This window comes from Rhizobium sp. CF142, from assembly GCF_000281145.1.
In the GTDB taxonomy this organism is placed as follows: domain Bacteria; phylum Pseudomonadota; class Alphaproteobacteria; order Rhizobiales; family Rhizobiaceae; genus Rhizobium.
This window is the reverse complement of the sequence record NZ_AJWE01000114.1, coordinates 63910-83487: the sequence shown is the minus strand read 5'-3', so window position 1 is coordinate 83487 and position 19578 is coordinate 63910. Positions and strand designations below refer to the sequence as shown.

The following is a 19578-nucleotide window of genomic DNA, read 5'->3' as shown; positions in this document are numbered from 1 at the left end:
GCACCATGTTGAGATCCATTCTACACGAAATTATGGGAACGGGCGTTCGCGAGGCGCATCTGCCGCGATCGCTGGAACAGTTTCTCGGTGAAAAGAAAGTTCTGATCGTCTTTGCGGATGCCGAGGACGACAGGCCGATCGTTCAAGACGAATTGCTGCGCAAATCACAGATGCGGCTAATCGAAGATGATATCGAGGTTTTCACGATCGCCGGCGGCGGCGCATTCTCGTTTTTCGAGGATGGGAGCGACCTTGATGCCGACGAGCTGCGCGATGAGCTTCAGGGGCCGCTCAGCGGCGAATTCGGGCTCGTGCTGGTCGGCATTGACGGCAAAGTGAAGATGCGCTCCAGCGAGCCGATGAGCGTGGAGGATATCAGCCGCGCAGCTGATATCTCGCCGCCGAGCCACTGAGCTATCAGAGTTCGAATGCTTCCTTGAGGCCGAGGCTCTTGCGTTCGCGCAGATCGAGGTCCGCCTCGATATGAGCAATATGGTGAAGCATCAGATGGCAGGCACGGTCGAGCTCCTTGCTCTCGATCGCGTCGATGATATCGCCGTGTTCGGAATGGCCGCAGCTCGAGACCGTCGACTGGCCGTAGAGGGCAATGACCAGCGACGAGCGGGCGACCAGTTCTTCCATGAAGCGCTGCATGATGGCGTTGCCGGAGATCGCGGCGAGTGTCAGGTGGAAATCGCCTGATGCCTTGATTTCGGCCCGTCTGGCGGTCTGGCCGCGCTCGCTCATCAGCCGGCCCTCTTCCAGAAGCAATTGCTTGAGATGCTGGATATCCGAGGGAGTGATGCGGGCGGCCGCGTCCCGCAGGATGCCGGGCTCGACCAGACGGCGGGCTGCGAAAATCTGCCGGGCCTCTTCCGGTGAGGGATAGGCAACGAAGGCACCGCGGTTTTTCTCCACGCTGACGAGACCTTCGTAGGCAAGCGCCTGCAAGGCGGCGCGCGCCAGCGTGCGGCTAACATTGAAGAGATTGCCGACATCGCTTTCCGACAGTTTCGTGCCGGGTGACAGGCGCCGCTCGACGATAGCCTCCCTGATTGCATCGCGGATCTGCGGGACGCCCGTTTCCTGGGTGTCGTCGTGGCTCATGGCGCTGGCGGCGGATTTCATGAAATCGGTTTCCTTGATGTCAGCAAACCATAGCCGCCTTCGTCTCAAAAGTTAAATAGAATTTGTTCTCATAACAGAGGTCAAATTGTATACGATTTTCTGCACGAATTGAGGACGAAAGCCCATTTTGTGTGCAGTGCGAAAAGTGCCCGAGATTTCGCCGATCGGCATGCTGTCATGAAAAGTTCATGATTTGCAAGGGTTTGAGATGCGGTGATCAAATTGGCACGGCAGATGCATCGTCTTTCTCGAACAGGGGAAGACACGATGTCGAAAGCGGCAGAGATCGATATAGCATCCGTTTCCAAGGTCTATGGCGCGACCACGGCGGTCCATGCCATCAGCCTGAAAATCCCGGCCGGTTCTTATTGCTGCTTCCTGGGTCCGTCAGGCTGCGGCAAGACCTCGACGCTGCGCATGATCGCGGGTCACGAGAGCATTTCATCGGGCGATATCCGTCTCGGCAATGTCGTTGTCACCGATTTCCCGCCGGCAAAACGTGGCACGGCGATGATGTTCCAGTCCTATGCGCTGTTTCCGCATCTCGACCTCATCGACAACGTCGCCTTCAGCCTGAAGATGAAGGGTGTCGACAAGGATGAGCGCCGCGCCAAGGCGCTGGAGATGCTGAAGCTGATGCAGATGGAGGCCTATGCCAGCAGGCGGCCGGCGCAGCTTTCCGGCGGCCAGCAGCAGCGTGTCGCATTGGCGCGCGCACTGATCACCGATCCGGAGGCGCTGCTGCTCGATGAGCCGCTTTCCGCACTCGACCCGTTCCTGAAGATCCGCATGCGGGCGGAACTGAAGAAGCTGCAGAAGACGCTCGGCATCACCTTCGTGCATGTGACGCACAGCCAGGAAGAGGCGATGGCGCTCGCCGATATCATCGTCATCATGAATGACGGCAAGATCGAACAGGCGGCGTCACCGCGGCAAGTATTCGAAAAACCGGCAACCGCCTTCGTCGCCCGCTTCATGGGCGATCACAACGTGCTCTCTGGCCGCGTCACATCGAGCGAGAATGGCGTGATCGTGATGACGGTGCCGGAAGGGCAGAGCTTTTCCGTACGCGGGACGGGCAGGGAGGTCGGCGAGCCTGTTGATATCGGCATCCGCACCGACCGCGTACGCCTTCAGGTGGCGACCGAGTGGACCCTCGGCTTCAACGGCATCGTCTCCAATATCGAATATCGCGGCTCCTCGGTGAAGATCACCGTCTTCGGAGCTGGCAGCGACGATTTCACCGTCATCGCAAGCGACAGCGATTACTTCGCCAGCCCGGTCTCGGTCGGCGATGCGGTGTCTTTGAGTTGGGCTTTGGAGGATGCCGTCCTCCTTGGCCGCGTTTCCGCATGAACTTCAGTATCAAGAAAAGGGGAACTGCCATGACGACTGAAACGAAAACCACCAAGGCGGAAAAGGGAATTTCCCGCCGCTCGCTTCTGAAGACGGGTGCTGCCGCCGTCGGCGCTATCGCCGGTTCGGGCGCCATCACCGGCTTCCCGACCATCTGGGCGCAGTCCAACATCACGCTTCGCCAGTTCGGTACCGGCGTTTCGAACATCAATGCGATCGCCGAGAAGTGCAAGCAGGACCTCGGCATCACGCTGGAAATGACTGCGACGGATTCCGACGCTGCTGCCCAGCGCGCCGTCACCCAGCCTGACAGCTACGACATTGCCGATATCGAATACTGGATCTGCAAGAAGGTGTTCCCGACCGGCGTTCTGCAGCCGATGGACGTCAAGAAGCTCAAGTATTTCGACAAGGTCGTGCCGATCTTCACGACCGGCAAGCTGAAGGCGGACAGCACGATTGCCCAGGGCACGGCGCCGCACACCGTCGGCTTCGTCGAGGCGCAGGACTCCAAGAAGTTCGCCAAGGAGCAGACCCAGTGGTTCACGATGATGCCGACGATCTACAATGCCGATACGCTCGGCATTCGCCCTGACCTGACCGGCCGCGAAATCACCTCCTGGGCCGACATTCTCGATCCGGCCTATAAGGGCAAGACGGCCATCATCAACGTGCCGTCGATCGGCATCATGGATGCGGCAATGATCGCTGAAGCCTCCGGCAAGATCAAATATGCCGACAAGGGCAACATGACCAAGGAAGAGATCGACAAGACGATCGAATTCCTGATCAAGACCAAGGGCGATGGCCAGTTCCGCGCCTTCTGGAAGAGCTTCGACGAGTCGGTCAACCTGATGGCTTCGGGCGAGGTCGTCATCCAGTCCATGTGGTCGCCGGCCGTTGCTGCCGTCCGCTCGAAGGGCATTGCCTGCACCTTCCAGCCGCTCAAGGAAGGCTACCGCGCATGGGGCGGCGGTCTCGGCCTTGCTGCGCACCTCAAGGGCGCGCAGCTCGATGCCGCCTATGAGTACATCAACTGGTACACGTCCGGCTGGGTCGGCGCCTATCTCAACCGCCAGGGCTATTACTCGGCCTGCCTTGAAACCGCCAAGGGTTTCATGACCGCCGACGAATGGGGCTACTGGATGGAAGGTAAGCCGGCACAGGGCGACATCCTCTCGCCGGAAGGCAAGGTCATGGAGAAGGCCGGCTCGGTTCGCGACGGCGGCTCCTTCGAAGACCGTATCGGCCACATCGCCTGCTGGAACTCCGTCATGGACGAAGACCGCTACATGGTCCGCCGCTGGAACGAGTTCATCGCGGCTTAAGCAAAACCCCCTCCCGCTTGGGAGGGTTGGGGAGGGGTCTTCACCGATCCCTCCCTATTCCGACAGGGCAGATTTCCGAAGGGGGAAGAATGGCCACGATCGCTTCAGAGCAGACGATACCGGCAGCGGAGGCGCCCAAACGCTCCTTCCGGCTTGCGCCATGGGCGATCTCCTATCTGCAGGCGACGCCGCTGATCGCCATTCTGGGCTTCTTCTTCATCCTGCCGATCCTGATGATCGCGGTTGTCAGTTTCTGGGACTATGATTTCGCCGGTATCTATCCCGACTTCCTGACCATGAACTATACCGACACGCTCGGTTCATGGGTGACGTGGAAGACCTATCTCAACACGCTGAAATTCACCGTCATCGTCTGGGGGCTGACGCTCTGCATCGGCTTCTGGGTCGCCTATTTCCTGGCCTTCCATATCCGCAAGACTTCGACGCAGATGATCCTTTTCCTCGTCTGCACCGTGCCCTTCATGACGTCGAACATCATCCGCATGATCTCCTGGATTCCTGTGCTCGGGCGCAACGGCCTCGTCAATTCGGCGCTGGTGGAGATGGGCATCGTGCCGCAGCCGGTGGAATGGCTGCTCTATTCCGATTTCGCCGTAGTGCTCGCCATGGTGCATCTCTACACGCTCTTTATGGTCACGCCGATCTTCAACACGCTGATGCGCATTGACCGCTCGCTGTTCGAAGCGGCGCGTGATGCCGGTGCTTCCGGCTGGCAGGTGCTGTGGAATGTGGTGATCCCGCTTGCCAAGCCCGGCATGGCGATCGGCACGATCTTCGTCGTCACACTCGTCATGGCTGACTTCTCCACCGTGCAGGTCATGTCCGGCGGGCAGAGCGCCTCCGTGGCGCTGATGATGAAGAACCAGATGTCGCTGCTGCAATATCCGGCCGCTGCCGCCAACGCGGTCGTGCTCCTGGTGGTCGTGCTGATGATGGTCGCTGCGATCCTGCGCGTCGTCGATATCCGCAAGGAGCTCTGAGATGAACCGAGAAAAACGCTCCCTCGAATTCTACGTACTTGCCGCCTTCTTCGGCCTTTTCGTGCTCTTTCTCTACGGGCCGCTTTCGGCGATCGTCATCCTTTCCTTTCAGGGGCCAGATGGCGGTTTGACTTTCCCGCTGAACGGCGTTTCGACGCACTGGTTCTTCAATCTCTTCGAAAAGCAGGCGGTCGGTGATTTCGGTGCCTCCTTCCAGCGATCCTTCATTCTCGGCCTGATGGTGATGGTGGTAACCGTCGTCGTCTCGCTGATGGCGGGCCTTGCATTTCGGCGGCGTTTTCGCGGCTCGTCGGTATTGTTTTACGCGACGGTTGCAAGCCTCGTCGTGCCATCGATTATCATCTCGCTCGGCATCGGCGTGGTTTTCCAGCAGGGTGGAATACGGCCCGCCTGGTATTCCTCGGCCTTTGGCGCGCATCTGACCTGGACGCTGCCGTTCGGCGTTCTGATCATGTTTGCCGTCTTCAATCGCTTTTCTCTAGCCTATGAGGAGGCCGCGCGCGATCTCGGGGCGACCTCCTGGCAGACCTTTCGCCATGTCGTGTTGCCGATGATCGCGCCGAGCCTGATCGGCGTCGGCCTGTTCGGCTTTACGCTCTCCTATGATGAGTTCGCCCGCACGCTGATGACGTCCGGCACCTACAATACGCTGCCGCTCGAAATCTACGGCATGACCACGAACGTCACGACGCCGGTGCTCTATGCGCTCGGCACGGTTACGACGCTCTTCTCCTTCACCATCATTCTCGTCGCACTCGGCATCATGACGATGCTTGGCCGGCGGCAGGCAAAGACCCGCTGACATGCGCATATTGATCGTTAATCCCAATACGACTGCTTCCATGACCGAGAAGGCAGCGACCGCCGCGCGTGCGGTCGCCGCTGTCGGCACCGAGATCATCGCCGCGACCTCGCGCATGGGGCCGGTTTCCATCGAGGGGCATTATGACGGGGCGCTTGCCATCCCGGGTCTGCTGACGGAGCTGAAAGAACGGCAGGAGGCCGGTTACGATGCGGCGATCGTCGCCTGCTTCGACGATACGGGGCTCGACGCCGCGCGCACCTTCGCTGATGTGCCTGTTCTCGGGCTCTGCGAATCCGCTGTCGCTACCGCAGGCTTCCTTGCCCAGCGCTTTACGGTGGTGACGACGCTGGAGCGGTCCCGGGTGCTGATCGATAATCTCGTGCGCCGCTATGGCATGGGCAGTCGTGCGAAGGTGAGGGCATCGGATATTCCGGTGCTGGAGCTGGAAGATGCTGCGTCTGGCGCGATCGGCAAGCTGAGAGCGGAAATCGAACGGGCGCTTTCCGAAGACGGTGCGGAGGCGATCGTGCTCGGCTGCGCCGGCATGACGGATCTGGCGCGCGAGTTGCAGGATATCTACGGCGTGCCCGTCATCGATGGGGTCGCGGCCGCCGTCAAGCAGGCGGAAGCGCTGGTGTCGCTCGGTCTTTCGACCAGCAAGCGCGGCTCCTATGCCTCGCCGCTGCCGAAACATTTCACCGGCGCTATGAGCGGTTTTGCGCCGATCCGGGCAGTCGGATGAGCATCGCACCGAAGCTCTTGACGGTGCATAGTGCCAAGTTTCTGCTTTACTTTTCCCCCTTGCGTGAGAATTGTCACAGCCGATCATCACGCTGAGAGGAGAGCCGTGCCATGTCGATCGACGAAGATCTGATCCGTATCGCGGAACAGGAAAAGGCACTGAGCTTCGATGCCTTCGATCTGACGACTGCATGGCAGCTTGGCAAGCTCTTGCAGGAACTCGCTACCGAGCGCGGCCTCGGCATTGCCATCGATATCACGCTGCATTCCATGCCGGTCTTCTATGCGGCCCTGCCGGGTGTGACCCCTGACAATGTCAATTGGGTCCGCCGCAAGCGCAACATGGTGTTCCGCTATTTCCGCAGCAGCTATGCCTCCGGCCTCAAGCTCCAGAAGGAAGGCAAGACGGTTGAGGACAACGGGCTTCCTCCCGCTGATTATGCCCCGCATGGCGGCAGCTTCCCGATCAATGTCAGGGGCACGGGCTGCATCGGCGCCGTCACCGTATCCGGCCTGCCGCAGCGCGACGACCACAATCTCGCGGTCGAGGCCCTGGCGCTGATCCTGGCGAAGGATCTCGAAAGCCTGCGGCTTGCGTGAAGCCTGCCGCATTTTTGACAAATAAAAGCCACGGAAACTGCAAGATCGCGATCCGTTCCCGGTGACGGTCGTATTTCGTGACGATAAGGTGCGCCCGGTTTTGTGACTTGCTGCCGGGACATCATGTTACGTTTTCTCTTTGCCTTTGCTGCCATTGGTTTCAGCCTTTTCCTCGCCTCCTGCAATACGCTTTCGAAGGAAGAATGCGTCGCCGCTGACTGGCGGGTGATCGGTGAATCCGACGGGGCTGCCGGATACGAACCGCAGGAGCGTTTTGCAGCGCATGCCAAATCCTGCGAGCGGGTGAAGATCGTGCCCGATCAGACGATCTGGTATCAGGGTTATCAGGCGGGTCTCGTGCGCTATTGCACGCCAATGAGCGGCCTGATGCACGGGCAGGCGGGTCACGGCTACTCCAATGTCTGCCCGCCGGAGACGGCAGCAGGCTTCCTGCGCGGCTATACGCTCGGGAACCGCCAGCATTCGCTACAATCACGGCTAAGCTCGCTGCAGGGCGACTACGGATCGAAGGAAGCCGAGATCGACGACCTGTCGCGCAAGCTCAAGGATGCGCCTGATGCGGACCGGCATGATATCCGCCGGCGGATGGATGATCTCGAAGACGATATGCGCCGCATTCGCAGAGAGCAGCGCGACGTTGAGGATGAACTAGATGACGCGAGCGCTGAGGTGCAATGGTTCCAGCAGAACCCGAACGCAGCGCCGCCGGTCGCGCCCGGCTATTGAGGCTTTCGCCTCAGAGCTTGCCGCCGGCTTCGCTGATGCCCTTGGTCAGACTGCCCGTTGCCGGGAAGAGCGGGATGAGGCAGGCCTGCAGGGCGTGGTAGATGTCGCCCTTGCCGGGGAAGAGCGAGTGTGAGGGCACGAGGTCTTCCGTCAATTCCTCGTGCCAACCGCCGTTCTTGTGGTCGATGAAGCTGCGCTCGATCACGTTCCAGATCTTGCGGTAGCATTCTTCGTGATAATCGCTCGGCAGGTGCTCGTTGAGGAAGTGCGCGGCAGCCGCACCCTCGCAGACCGGCCACCAGAGCTTGTTGCGCTTAGCCGGTTTATCGGCCCAGTCGAGCGTATAGAAGAAGCCGCCCTTGTGGTTGTCCCAGCCGAGCACCATGGATTGCTCGAAGAGGGCTTTTGCCGCATCCGGCATCCATTCTATGCGCTTGCCGCCGAGCGCCCAGAGCTGCAGGATCAGGCGGGTCCATTCCAGCCAGTGGCCGGGTGTCGTGCCGGCCGGGCGGAACATTTCGTTCGGATGATAGTAATCCTTGTCGAGGTTCCATTCGGCATCGAAATGTTCGGCGACGCGCCAGCCGACGGAGCCAGCCGAGCGGCGGATGACGAGGTCGGCGATGCTTTCGGCCTTGGTGAGGTAATCCCGATCGCCAGTCGCTTCGAATGCGGCCATCAGCGCTTCGGTGAGGTGCATGTTGGAGTTCTGGCCACGATAGGCGCCGCCATCGAGTGGCTGCCAGTCGGCGGTGAATTCCTCGGCGATGGCACCGTGCTTGGCTTCCCAGAACTTCGTGTTCAGGACCTCGGTGATATCGGCCAGCATGCCGTCTGCCAGGGGATGGCCGATCGTCTTTGCCGAGGAGGCTGCGAGCAGCACGAAGGCGTGGCCGTAACCCTGCTTGTTGGAATCAACCGGGCCTTCATTGTTCAGCGACCAGAAGTAACCGCCATTCTTGCGGTCGCGGTGGTGGTTCCAGAGATAATCCATGCCGTGGTCGACGACATCGGCGGCACCGGGGCGGCCGAGCAAGGTGCCGATCGAGAAGCAGTGGACGGCGCGCGATGCGATATGGATCGGACGCACCTGTCCCTCGGCATTAAGCGGCTTGCCAGCGTCGTCGAGATCGTAGAAGCCGCCTTTGGGATTGATGGAGTTATGCTGGAAGAAATCAAGGAGGCCGTTGGCCTGCGAAAGCAGCCAGCCGCGATGATAGGCGCGGGTGGACCAGTTGCCGAGTGCAGGTGCCATGATACTCCTCCGAATTCGTGCACAATGCCTTTAGGAAAACGCCTATATAGAGGTCGGGCGAGTCTGTCATCCGCCAAGGCTTGCAATGGCCTAAACCGATAGGCATATGTTGACATAAAGATATCTTTATGTGATTTGTCGTTTCCGATCTTATGATCCTATGATGTCAAGGAGCCTTCCCGTGTTCGATAATCTCTTTGGTCCCGAAGGGGGCAAGCGTGATGGCAGTGAAGTGTTTGCGGCGCTGAGACAAGCTGCCAGCGAGCGCATCCTCGTTCTTGACGGCGCCATGGGCACGCAGATCCAGGGGCTGGGCTATGATGAAGACCATTTCCGAGGCTCGCGTTTCATCGGCTGCGCGTGCCATCAGAAGGGCAATAACGACCTGCTGATCCTGTCCCAGCCGGACGCGATCGAGGAGATCCATTATAAGTATGCCAAGGCCGGCGCCGACATCCTCGAAACCAATACCTTCTCCTCGACCCGCATCGCGCAGGCCGATTATCAGATGGAAGGCGAGGTCTATGCGCTGAACAAGGAAGGCGCGGAGATCGTTCGACGCGCCGCCCAGCGTGCCGAACGCGAAGACGGTAAGCGCCGTTTCGTTGCCGGCGCCATCGGCCCAACCAACCGAACGGCCTCGATTTCGCCCGACGTCAACAATCCCGGTTTCCGCGCCGTCACTTTCGACGACCTGCGCGATGCCTATGCAGAACAGATCGACGGCCTGATCGATGGCGGCGCCGACATCATCCTGATCGAGACGATCTTCGATACGCTGAATGCCAAGGCTGCGATCTTTGCCTGCGAGGAGCGCTTCGAGGCCAAGGGTATCCGCCTGCCGGTCATGATCTCTGGCACGATCACGGATCTCTCGGGCCGTACACTGTCCGGCCAGACGCCGAGCGCCTTCTGGAACTCGGTGCGCCATGCCAACCCGTTCACCATCGGCCTCAACTGCGCGCTGGGCGCCAATGCAATGCGCCCGCATCTGCAGGAGCTTTCGGGCGTTGCCGATACCTTCATCTGCGCCTATCCGAATGCCGGCCTGCCGAATGAATTCGGCCAGTATGACGAGACGCCGGAACTGATGGCCGCGCAGATCGACAGCTTCGCACGCGAAGGCCTCGTCAACATCGTCGGCGGCTGCTGCGGCTCCACGCCCGAGCATATCAGGATGATTGCGGAGACGGTGGCCAAGTACAAGCCGCGCCCGATTCCCGAACATCGCCCCTTCATGTCGCTGTCGGGTCTTGAGCCCTTCGAGCTGACCAAGGACATTCCCTTCGTCAATGTCGGCGAGCGCACCAACGTCACCGGTTCGGCCCGCTTCCGCAAGCTGATCACCAATGCCGATTTCACGGCAGCGCTCGATGTCGCCCGCGACCAGGTCGAGAATGGTGCGCAGGTGATCGACATCAACATGGACGAAGGGCTGATCGATTCCGAAAAGGCGATGGTCGAGTTCCTGAACCTGATCGCTGCTGAGCCCGATATCGCCCGCGTGCCCGTCATGATCGATAGCTCGAAGTTCTCGATCATCGAATCCGGCCTGAAGCGCGTTCAGGGCAAGCCGATCGTCAACTCGATCTCGCTGAAGGAAGGCGAGGAGAATTTCCTAGCCCAGGCACGTCTGCTGCACAATTACGGCGCGGCCGTGGTCGTCATGGCTTTCGACGAGACGGGGCAGGCGGACAGCTACCAGCGCAAGGTGGACATCTGCACGCGCGCCTACAAGCTTTTGACGGAGAAGGTCGGCTTCCCGCCCGAAGACATCATCTTCGACCCGAACATCTTCGCTGTCGCGACCGGCATCGAGGAGCACAATAATTACGGCGTCGACTTCATCGAGGCGACGCGCACGATCCGCAAGACCATGCCGCTCGTCCATATCTCCGGCGGTGTGTCGAACCTTTCCTTCTCCTTCCGCGGCAATGAGCCGGTGCGTGAGGCGATGCACGCCGTGTTCCTCTACCACGCCATTCAGGCGGGTATGGACATGGGTATCGTCAATGCCGGCCAGCTTGCTGTCTACGATCAGATCGATCCAGACCTGCGCGAAGCCTGCGAAGACGTGGTGCTGAACCGTCGTCCCGACGGAACCGAGCGGCTGCTTGAAGTGGCCGAGCGCTTCCGGGGCGCGGCCGGCAAGGAAGGCAAGGTGCAGGATCTTTCCTGGCGCGAGTGGAGTGTCGCGAAACGCCTCGAACATGCGCTGGTCAACGGCATTACCGAATATATCGAGGCCGATACCGAGGAAGCCCGCCAGCAGGCGGCGCGGCCGCTGCATGTCATCGAAGGCCCGCTGATGGCCGGCATGAACGTCGTTGGCGATCTCTTCGGCTCGGGCAAGATGTTCCTGCCGCAGGTGGTGAAGTCCGCCCGTGTCATGAAGCAGGCCGTTGCCGTTCTCCTTCCTTACATGGAAGAGGAGAAGCGGCTGAATGGCGGCGAAGAACGCAAGTCTGCCGGCAAGATCCTGATGGCGACCGTCAAGGGCGACGTGCACGATATCGGCAAGAACATCGTCGGCGTCGTGCTCGCCTGCAACAATTACGAGATCATCGACCTCGGCGTGATGGTGCCGGCGACGAAGATCCTTGAAACGGCTGTTGCCGAGAAGGTCGATATCATCGGTCTCTCCGGCCTCATCACGCCGTCGCTCGACGAGATGGTGCATGTGGCGGCCGAAATGGAGCGGCAGGGCTTCGACATTCCGCTTTTGATCGGCGGAGCGACGACCAGCCGCGTGCATACGGCCGTCAAGATCCATCCGGGCTACAACAAGGGCCAGTCGATTTACGTGACGGATGCCAGCCGTGCCGTTGGCGTCGTGTCCTCGCTGCTCTCGCCGGAAAACCGCCAGCCCTATATCGACGATATCAGGGCCGAATATGCCAAGGTTGCTGCCGCTCATGCGCGCAGCGAAGCCGAAAAGGTGCGCCTGCCGCTTTCGCGCGCCCGCGAAAATGCGCAGAAGGTCGATTGGGCAGCCTATAAGCCGACCAAGCCGAGCTTCCTCGGAACCAAGGTGTTCGAAGACTACGATCTGGCCGAGCTTGCAAAGTACATCGACTGGACACCGTTCTTCCAGACCTGGGAGTTGCGCGGCCGCTACCCGGCGATCCTCGAGGACGAGAAGCAGGGTGAAGCCGCGCGCGCTCTCTGGAACGACGCCCAGGCGATGCTGAAGAAGATCATCGACGAGAAGTGGTTCCGGCCGCGCGCCGTTATCGGCTTCTGGCCGGCTGGTACCGTCGGCGACGATATCCGCCTCTTCAAGGACAATGCGCGCAAGGAAGAGTTGGCGACGTTCTACACGCTTCGCCAGCAGCTTTCGAAGCGCGACGGCCGCCCGAACGTGGCGTTGTCGGACTTCGTGGCACCGGTCGACAGCGGTGTGCAGGATTATGTCGGCGGCTTCGTCGTGACGGCTGGCTTCGAGGAGATCGCCATCGCCGAACGTTTCGAGCGGTCGAACGACGACTATTCCTCGATCCTCGTGAAGGCTCTTGCCGACCGCTTCGCCGAAGCCTTCGCCGAGCGTATGCATGAGCGCGTGCGCCGCGAATACTGGGGTTATGCCAAGGACGAGACGCTCTCCAACGAGGATCTCATCACCGAAGCCTATGCCGGCATCCGCCCGGCACCCGGCTATCCGGCCCAGCCCGACCACACCGAGAAGAAGACGCTGTTTTCTCTTCTCGACGCGGAAAATACCGCTGGCGTGAAGCTGACCGAGAGCTATGCGATGTGGCCTGGTTCGTCCGTGTCAGGCATCTATATCGGCCACCCGGACTCTTACTATTTCGGTGTTGCCAAGGTGGAGCGTGATCAGGTGGAAGACTATGCCAAGCGCAAGGGCATGGAGATTTCCGAAGTCGAGCGCTGGCTCGGGCCGGTGCTCAACTACGTGCCGCGCAAGATCAATGAAGAGATCGAAGACGCGGCCTGAAACCTGAGTCTTTCCCGTCGCTTAAAGCGGCAGGCTCAGTGGTCGATTCAATGAATGAAAAAGCCGGGAAGTGATTCACTTTCCGGCTTTATCTTATTGAATTGAAATGAAAAATTCAGATCACTCCGATCGTCAGCTCGGCGACAAAGTCATAGGCGTCGCCCCGATAGAGCGAGCGGGTGAATTCCACCGCGCGGCCGGAGCCGAGATAGGAAATACGCTCGATGGAGAGCCCGGCCTGGCCGACGGGGACGCCGAGCAGGTGGGCGTCAGCTTCCTTCATGTTGGTCGCGGAAATCCGCTGGACGGCGCGCACTGGGCGGACGCCGCGGCGTTCCAGTTCTGCATAAAGCGAATTGGTGACAGCAGAGGGATCGGGCAGGAATTCGCCTGATACGCTCGCATGTTCGATCGCCAAGGGCTGGTCGTCGGCTATGCGCAGGCGCGACAGGCGCGAGACCTTAATGTCGGTGCCGAGGCCGAGGATCATCATCTCGTCGGGCGAGGGCGTGTGGATGCCCTTGTGCAGCCATTCGGAACGGGCGGTCATGCCCCGCCGGGCCATGTCCTCGGTGAAGGAGGTGAGCTGCGACAGGCGCTGTTCGACTTTCGAAACCGGTTTTGCGACAAAGGTGCCGGAGCCGTGGCGGCGCACGAGCAGGCCGTCGGCCACGAGCTCGTCGATCGCCTTGCGTACGGTCACACGGCTGACGGCGGCAAATTCGGCGATGTCGCGTTCTGGGGGCAGGGCATCGCCATGGGCGAGTGTGCCGGTGCGGACAGCGTCTTCCAGAGTGCGGCGCAGCTTCACATAGAGTGGGCCGGTGCCGCCGGCCTGCAAGCGTTGAGGCGAAAGGATGGAGGCGAGATCGTCGGTCATGCCACACCTCTCTGCCGTTCGTTCCGAAGCTTTACAGCAAGGTCGACGGCGCCCTGCAGCGCATCGGCCTTTGGCTCTGCGAGAAGCGCCTTGTGCCGATCGGCGAGCCACGGATGATAGGCTTTGGCCAGTCCGCCAAGCAGGCAGATGGACGGGCATTCCGCCCATGAGAGTGCATTGAGGCTTTCGTCGATCGCGCGCGCTGCATCCTCGACGATCTCGATTGCAATGACATCGCCGGCCTGAGCGCCTTCGAAGACCATGGGCGCATAACGGGCGAAGTCCGTCGGCCGGGCCGTATGGGCAAATTCGACGAGGCGTTCCGGATCGTTGCCGTATTCGGCCATGACCTTTTCCGTCAACGGCGAGGCAGTGCGAACTTTATCATAGGCAAGCAGGGATCTTTCCAGGAGATCGCGGCCAAGCCGGGCGCCGCTTGCCTGATCGCCGACGATCGAGCCCCAGCCGCCGATCCCGTGCAGTTTGCCATTCCGGCGGGCATTATAAACGGAGCCGGTTCCGAGAGCGCCGACAATGCCGTCGCCGTCTCCGAGCGCGCCCTGCAGCGAAATCAGCGCGTCGGTGACGACCTGGCCATTTCTGAAGGGAAGAGCCTTTTCGATGCGCTTGCCGTAATCGCCGACATTGGCACCGGCGACACCGATGACAGCGGTGGCGGTGGAAACGGTTTCATTTTCAAATCCTGCATCACGCAGAGCCTGACGAGCGGATTCGACGATATTGACGAGAGAGTTCTCCAGATCGGAAAGGATGTTGGCAGGGCCCGCCCTGCCGCGGCCAATGACATTGCCCATTCTGTCCGCAACTGCGGCCCGGCAGCTCGTTCCACCGCCATCTATGCCGATTGCAAGTTCCGTCATCGGACCTCCGGATACGCCGTTCCCTTGTGTTTTTTAATACAATACCAAAAAAATACCATTTACCAAGCAGAAATGATCGGGAAATTCTCCAATTTTAACATGTTGATTTTAAACGGTAAAAATTTTTAATGAATTTTCTCTGGTCCAGAAGTTAATTTCGGCTGGACAATTGGTATTTTTTTGGCCTTAATTCCGGAAAAGGGAACAGCGTATCGAGGCATGTGAAAACCGGCAAAGAAAAATAGCGCCGGCCAGGTTTCGAGAAAGGTGCAGACCACGATCCGAAGGAGCCGACATGGCTTGCGGGAGCGCGGCATCTTTCCAGTTTTCCCTTATTTTCTGGCGCCCGGTTCAGTGTATCGGGAGGGCGCACCGTCCGGCCGGAGGCTATCGTCTTCGGTCGAGAGAGCTTCGGGGTCGGCAATCTTGGCGACTCTAAAAGGGGCGTTGGGTGTTTCCTCAGACACGCCAACTGCTTGTTTCAGATCGAAAACAGCGCCTAGCGGCGCTCAAAACAGGAGAGGGAAATGAAAAACACTGCTCTGAAAAGCTTGCTGCTTGCCTCCAGCCTGCTGTCGTCAGCCGGCCTCGTTCATGCCGCCGACGTGACGCTTACCGTTGAAAGCTGGCGTAACGACGACCTGCAGATTTGGCAAGAAAAGATCATCCCGGCTTTCGAAGCCAAGAACCCGGGCATCAAGGTCGTCTTCTCGCCGACCGCTCCGACTGAATACAATGCTTCGCTGAATGCCAAGCTCGATGCAGGTTCTGCAGGCGACATCATCACCTGCCGTCCGTTCGATGCCTCGCTCGAACTCTTCAACAAGAAGCAGCTCGTCGACATCACCAGCCTGTCCGGCATGGAAAACTTCTCGCCGGTCGCCAAGGCTGCATGGTCGACAGACGATGGCAAGTCGACCTTCTGCGTACCGATGGCTTCGGTCATCCACGGCTTCATCTACAACAAGGATGCCTTCGACAAGCTCGGCATCGCTATTCCGAAGACGGAAGACGAGTTCTTCGCAGCCCTCGACAAGATCAAGGCTGACGGTACCTACATCCCGCTCGCCATGGGCACGAAGGACCTTTGGGAAGCCGCTACCATGGGCTACCAGAACATCGGCCCGAACTACTGGAAGGGTGAAGAGGGCCGCGAAGCTCTTATCGCCGGCAAGCAGAAACTGACGGACGCCGACTGGGTCAAGCCTTACGAAGAGCTTGCCAAGTGGAAACCCTATCTCGGCGACGGTTTCGAAGCCCAGACCTACTCGGACAGCCAGAACCTCTTCACGCTCGGCCGCGCCGCTATCTATCCGGCCGGTTCGTGGGAAATTTCGCTGTTCAACACGCAGGCGCAGTTCAAGATGGGCGCCTTCCCGCCGCCGGTTCCTAAGGCTGGCGATACGGGCTACATCTCCGACCATCCGGATATCGGCGTTGCCCTGAACGCCAAGAGCACGCACCAGGAAGAAGCCAAGAAGTTCCTCAGCTGGGTGGCTTCGCCTGAATTCGCAGATATCTATGCGAACGCACTGCCGGGCTTCTTCAGCCTGAACTCCAACCCGGTCAAGATGAGCGATCCGCTCGCTCAGGAATTCGTTTCCTGGCGCGGCCCGTACAAGTCGACCGTCCGCTCGACCTATCAGATCCTGTCGCGCGGCACGCCGAACCTCGAAAACGAGACCTGGGTTGAATCGGCCAACGTCATCAACGGCACGGACACCCCGGCCGCTGCTGCCGAAAAGCTCCAGAAGGGCCTCGACAGCTGGTACAAGCCGGCGAAGTAAGGTTTTGAAGGTGAGGGGCGGTCTATCGGGCCGCCCCTTATCGGCCTGCCGGCCATCTTGTCCCGTAAGACAAGAGACTCGCAGCCGCCTCTTGGCCCGTGGTTTTCAGGTATGGGCATGCCCGCTCTTCGAATAGAGGGAGAGGGGGAGTGAGGGGCAAGATTTCCACCTGCGCTGCGCCCTCCGGCCCAGCCAATAAAAACAGGCAAAAGCCATGAGCGAAGCCGACAACGCAGTCGACGTGATCCCGATCAAGCGTCCCATTCGCTGGCATATCGGAATCTTCCTTCTTCCGGCCTTCATCGTCTATACGGCGATCATGATCCTGCCGCTGATCGAAACGCTCCGGCTTTCCTTCTATAATACGGTCGATGGCGCACCGGCCTTCGTTGGGCTTGCAAATTACAAAGTTCTCTTCGGCGATGCTCGCTGGGTGCATGACTTCTGGAATGCGCTTCGCAACAACGTGATCTTCTTCATCATCCATATGTGCGTGCAGAATCCGATCGGGATTGCGCTCGCCGCGCTACTGTCGACGCCGCGGCTGCGTTTCGTCGCCTTCTACCGTACGGCGATCTTCCTGCCGACGCTGCTCTCCTTCGTCATCGTCGGCTTTATCTGGAAGCTGATCCTCTCGCCGATCTGGGGTGTCGCACCCTGGCTGATGAGCCTCGTCGGTTTGAAATGGGCCTTTGCCCCTTGGCTCGGGCAATCCGGTCCAGCGCTGATCGCCGTGTCGCTGATCTCCAACTGGCAATATATCGGCATCCCGATGATGCTGATCTATGCAGCACTTCTCAGCATCCCGGAGGAGGTGATCGAGGCTGCCGAATGCGACGGCATCACCGGCTGGGCTCAGTTTTGGAAGATCAAGCTGCCGCTGATCCTGCCGGCAATCGGTATCATCTCGATCCTGACTTTCGTCGGCAACTTCAACGCCTTCGACCTGATCTATACGGTGCAGGGCGCGCTTGCCGGCCCCGACATGTCGACGGATATTCTGGGCACGCTGCTCTACCGCACTTTCTTCGGTTTCCAGCTGCAGCTCGGCGACCGGTCCATGGGGGCGACGATCGCGACGGTAATGTTCCTGATCATCCTTGCCGGCGTGTCCTTCTATCTTTTCGCCATCCAGCGGCGCATGCGTCGCTACCAGTTCTGAGGAGTGTGAGCCCCATGTCGAATAGAGCGCGCACATCTCCCATCCGTGCCGGCCTCGTGCATCTGGCGCTGATCGGCTACACGCTGATCGCCATCTTTCCGGTGTTCCTGACGATCGTCAATTCGTTCAAGGACCGCAATTCGATCTTCCGGTCGCCGCTGCAGGTGCCGACGCCTTCGACCTTCAGCCTCGTCGGCTACCAGACGGTGCTAGGGCAGGGTGACTTCGCCACCTATTTCCAGAACAGCTTCATCGTGACGATCGTTGCGATCTTCCTCGTGCTGCTGTTCGGGGCGATGGCCGCCTTCGCGCTGTCGGAATACCGCTTCAAGGGCAATACGCTTGTTGGCCTCTATATGGCGATCGGCATCATGATCCCGATCCGCCTCGGCACGGTCGCCATCCTGCAGGGCATGGTCGCGAGCGGCCTCGTCAATACGCTGACAGCACTGATCCTCGTCTATACCGCGCAGGGCATCCCGCTTGCGATCTTCATTCTGTCGGAATTCATGCGCACCGTGTCCGACGACCTGAAGAATGCCGGGCGCATCGACGGGCTCTCGGAATATGCGATCTTCTTCCGCCTTGTGCTGCCGCTGGTGCGCCCGGCCATGGCGACGGTTGCCGTCTTCACCATGATCCCGATCTGGAACGACCTGTGGTTCCCGCTGATTCTCGCGCCATCTGAAGCCACCAAGACCGTGACGCTCGGTTCGCAGATCTTCATCGGCCAGTTCGTCACCAACTGGAACGCGGTTCTGGCGGCGCTCTCGCTCGCGATCCTGCCGATCCTCGTTCTCTATGTCATCTTCTCGCGGCAGCTGATCCGCGGCATCACCTCGGGAGCCGTCAAGTGAGCCAATCCGACAAGCCGATCCGCGTTCTCGTCGCCGGCCTCGGCAATATGGGCCGCAGTCATGCGCTCGCCTATCACAACAATCCGGGCTACCAGATCGTCGGCCTCGTCAACCGTTCCAAGCCGTCGCAGCTTGCGCCGGAACTGGAGCAGTACACGATCCATCCGGATTTCATGAGGGCGCTTGTCGAACTGAAACCGGATCTCTGCTCGATCAATACCTATTCTGACAGCCACGCCGATTACGCTGTGGCCGCCTTCGAAGCCGGCTGCGACGTCTTCGTCGAAAAGCCGCTCGCAACGACAGTTGCCGATGCGGAGCGCGTCGTGGCCGCGGCGAAGAAGGCCGGCAAGAAGCTGGTCATCGGTTATATCCTTCGCCACCATCCATCCTGGAAGAAGCTGATCGAGGAAGCGCGGAAGCTCGGCGGCCCCTATGTCTTCCGCATGAACCTCAATCAGCAGTCCAGCGGCCCGACCTGGGTGACTCACAAGTCGCTGATGCAGACGACATCACCGATCGTCGATTGCGGCGTCCACTATGTCGACGTCATGTGCCAGATCACCGATGCCAAGGCGGTCGAGGTGCGCGGCATGGGCCTGCGGCTGTCGAACGAGATCGCGCCCGACATGTATAATTACGGCCACCTGCAGGTGCTCTATGAAGACGGTTCCGTCGGCTGGTACGAGGCCGGCTGGGGGCCGATGATCTCCGAGACCGCCTTCTTCGTGAAGGACGTCATGTCGCCGAACGGTGCGGTTTCGATCGTCATGGATCCGAAGGCGAAGTCGGACGATATCGACACGCATACCAAGACCTCCGTCATCCGGCTGCACACGGCAGAAACCGGCCCCGACGGCAAGTTCATCCGTCCCGATCAGGACATGACGATGGAAGGCGAGCCCGGCCATCAGGCGCTTTGCGACCTGGAACAGGCCTTCGTGCTGCGCGCTGTCAGCGAAGATCTGGACCTTACCCGCCATATGGATGACGCCGTGGCCTCGCTGCGCATCTGCCTTGCCGCTGACGAAAGCGTGCGCACCGGCCGACCGGTTAGACTATAAGGAAAGACTA

At 60.0% G+C, this 19578-nt stretch carries 17 protein-coding genes; 13 read left to right on the top strand and 4 right to left on the bottom strand.

Going from position 1 to position 19578, the window contains the following annotated elements; translation table 11 throughout:
• Positions 1 to 5 precede the first annotated feature (5 nt).
• The gene (locus tag PMI11_RS28240; RefSeq protein ID WP_007824132.1) at positions 6 to 413 is read left to right on the top strand and encodes a DUF4174 domain-containing protein; all 408 of its coding nucleotides are present in this window, start codon (positions 6 to 8) and stop codon (positions 411 to 413) included.
• A gap of 4 nt (positions 414 to 417) precedes the next feature.
• Here PMI11_RS28240 and PMI11_RS28235 read toward each other — a convergent pair whose 3' ends face one another.
• Positions 418 to 1128, bottom strand: a complete 711-nt coding sequence (locus tag PMI11_RS28235; protein WP_007824129.1) for a GntR family transcriptional regulator — start codon at positions 1126 to 1128, stop codon at positions 418 to 420.
• Between the two features lie 267 nt (positions 1129 to 1395).
• On the opposite strand from PMI11_RS28235, the gene PMI11_RS28230 reads away from it, so the two are divergent.
• The 7 genes from PMI11_RS28230 to PMI11_RS28200 all read left to right on the top strand — a co-directional run bounded on the left by PMI11_RS28230 (position 1396) and on the right by PMI11_RS28200 (position 7727).
• Positions 1396 to 2484, top strand: coding sequence for an ABC transporter ATP-binding protein (locus PMI11_RS28230; protein WP_007824127.1), 1089 nt, complete (start codon positions 1396 to 1398; stop codon positions 2482 to 2484).
• 29 nt (positions 2485 to 2513) lie between these two features.
• Complete coding sequence (locus PMI11_RS28225) at positions 2514 to 3812, top strand: ABC transporter substrate-binding protein (protein WP_037072416.1); 1299 nt, start codon at positions 2514 to 2516, stop codon at positions 3810 to 3812.
• A gap of 89 nt (positions 3813 to 3901) precedes the next feature.
• A complete protein-coding gene (locus PMI11_RS28220) occupies positions 3902 to 4813 on the top strand; it encodes an ABC transporter permease (RefSeq protein ID WP_007824123.1) in 912 nt (303 codons plus the stop codon).
• Between the two features lies 1 nt (position 4814).
• On the top strand, positions 4815 to 5636 hold the full coding sequence (locus tag PMI11_RS28215; protein ID WP_007824121.1) for an ABC transporter permease: 822 nt from the start codon (positions 4815 to 4817) through the stop codon (positions 5634 to 5636).
• A 1-nt stretch (position 5637) separates the two neighbouring features.
• The gene (locus PMI11_RS28210; protein WP_007824119.1) at positions 5638 to 6381 is read left to right on the top strand and encodes an aspartate/glutamate racemase family protein; all 744 of its coding nucleotides are present in this window, start codon (positions 5638 to 5640) and stop codon (positions 6379 to 6381) included.
• Between the two features lie 110 nt (positions 6382 to 6491).
• Positions 6492 to 6980 carry a heme-degrading domain-containing protein gene (locus PMI11_RS28205; RefSeq protein WP_007824116.1) on the top strand — a complete coding sequence of 163 codons (489 nt, stop codon included), beginning with the start codon at positions 6492 to 6494 and terminating at the stop codon, positions 6978 to 6980.
• 123 nt (positions 6981 to 7103) lie between these two features.
• On the top strand, positions 7104 to 7727 hold the full coding sequence (locus PMI11_RS28200; RefSeq protein ID WP_007824115.1) for a DUF2799 domain-containing protein: 624 nt from the start codon (positions 7104 to 7106) through the stop codon (positions 7725 to 7727).
• Positions 7728 to 7737: 10 nt separating this feature from the next.
• Here PMI11_RS28200 and PMI11_RS28195 read toward each other — a convergent pair whose 3' ends face one another.
• On the bottom strand, positions 7738 to 8982 hold the full coding sequence (locus PMI11_RS28195) for an AGE family epimerase/isomerase (RefSeq protein WP_007824114.1): 1245 nt from the start codon (positions 8980 to 8982) through the stop codon (positions 7738 to 7740).
• A gap of 181 nt (positions 8983 to 9163) precedes the next feature.
• Here PMI11_RS28195 and metH point away from each other — a divergent pair, with 181 nt between their 5' ends.
• The gene (gene metH / locus PMI11_RS28190; RefSeq protein ID WP_007824112.1) at positions 9164 to 12937 is read left to right on the top strand and encodes a methionine synthase; all 3774 of its coding nucleotides are present in this window, start codon (positions 9164 to 9166) and stop codon (positions 12935 to 12937) included.
• A 115-nt stretch (positions 12938 to 13052) separates the two neighbouring features.
• Here the strand turns inward: metH and PMI11_RS28185 are convergent, their stop codons facing one another.
• Positions 13053 to 13817, bottom strand: a complete 765-nt coding sequence (locus PMI11_RS28185) for a GntR family transcriptional regulator (protein ID WP_007824110.1) — start codon at positions 13815 to 13817, stop codon at positions 13053 to 13055.
• A complete protein-coding gene (locus PMI11_RS28180; RefSeq protein ID WP_007824109.1) occupies positions 13814 to 14698 on the bottom strand; it encodes an N-acetylglucosamine kinase in 885 nt (294 codons plus the stop codon). The genes PMI11_RS28185 and PMI11_RS28180 overlap by 4 nt, the downstream gene beginning before the upstream one ends.
• Positions 14699 to 15225: 527 nt before the next feature.
• Here PMI11_RS28180 and PMI11_RS28175 point away from each other — a divergent pair.
• The 4 genes from PMI11_RS28175 to PMI11_RS28160 all read left to right on the top strand — a co-directional run bounded on the left by PMI11_RS28175 (position 15226) and on the right by PMI11_RS28160 (position 19568).
• Positions 15226 to 16485, top strand: a complete 1260-nt coding sequence (locus PMI11_RS28175) for an ABC transporter substrate-binding protein (protein ID WP_007824107.1) — start codon at positions 15226 to 15228, stop codon at positions 16483 to 16485.
• Positions 16486 to 16699: 214 nt separating this feature from the next.
• Positions 16700 to 17647, top strand: a complete 948-nt coding sequence (locus tag PMI11_RS28170; RefSeq protein ID WP_007824105.1) for a carbohydrate ABC transporter permease — start codon at positions 16700 to 16702, stop codon at positions 17645 to 17647.
• Between the two features lie 14 nt (positions 17648 to 17661).
• Positions 17662 to 18504: a carbohydrate ABC transporter permease gene (locus PMI11_RS28165; protein WP_007824104.1), complete on the top strand. Its 843-nt coding sequence runs from the start codon at positions 17662 to 17664 to the stop codon at positions 18502 to 18504.
• Positions 18501 to 19568: a Gfo/Idh/MocA family protein gene (locus PMI11_RS28160; RefSeq protein WP_007824103.1), complete on the top strand. Its 1068-nt coding sequence runs from the start codon at positions 18501 to 18503 to the stop codon at positions 19566 to 19568. The genes PMI11_RS28165 and PMI11_RS28160 overlap by 4 nt, the downstream gene beginning before the upstream one ends.
• Positions 19569 to 19578 lie beyond the last annotated feature (10 nt).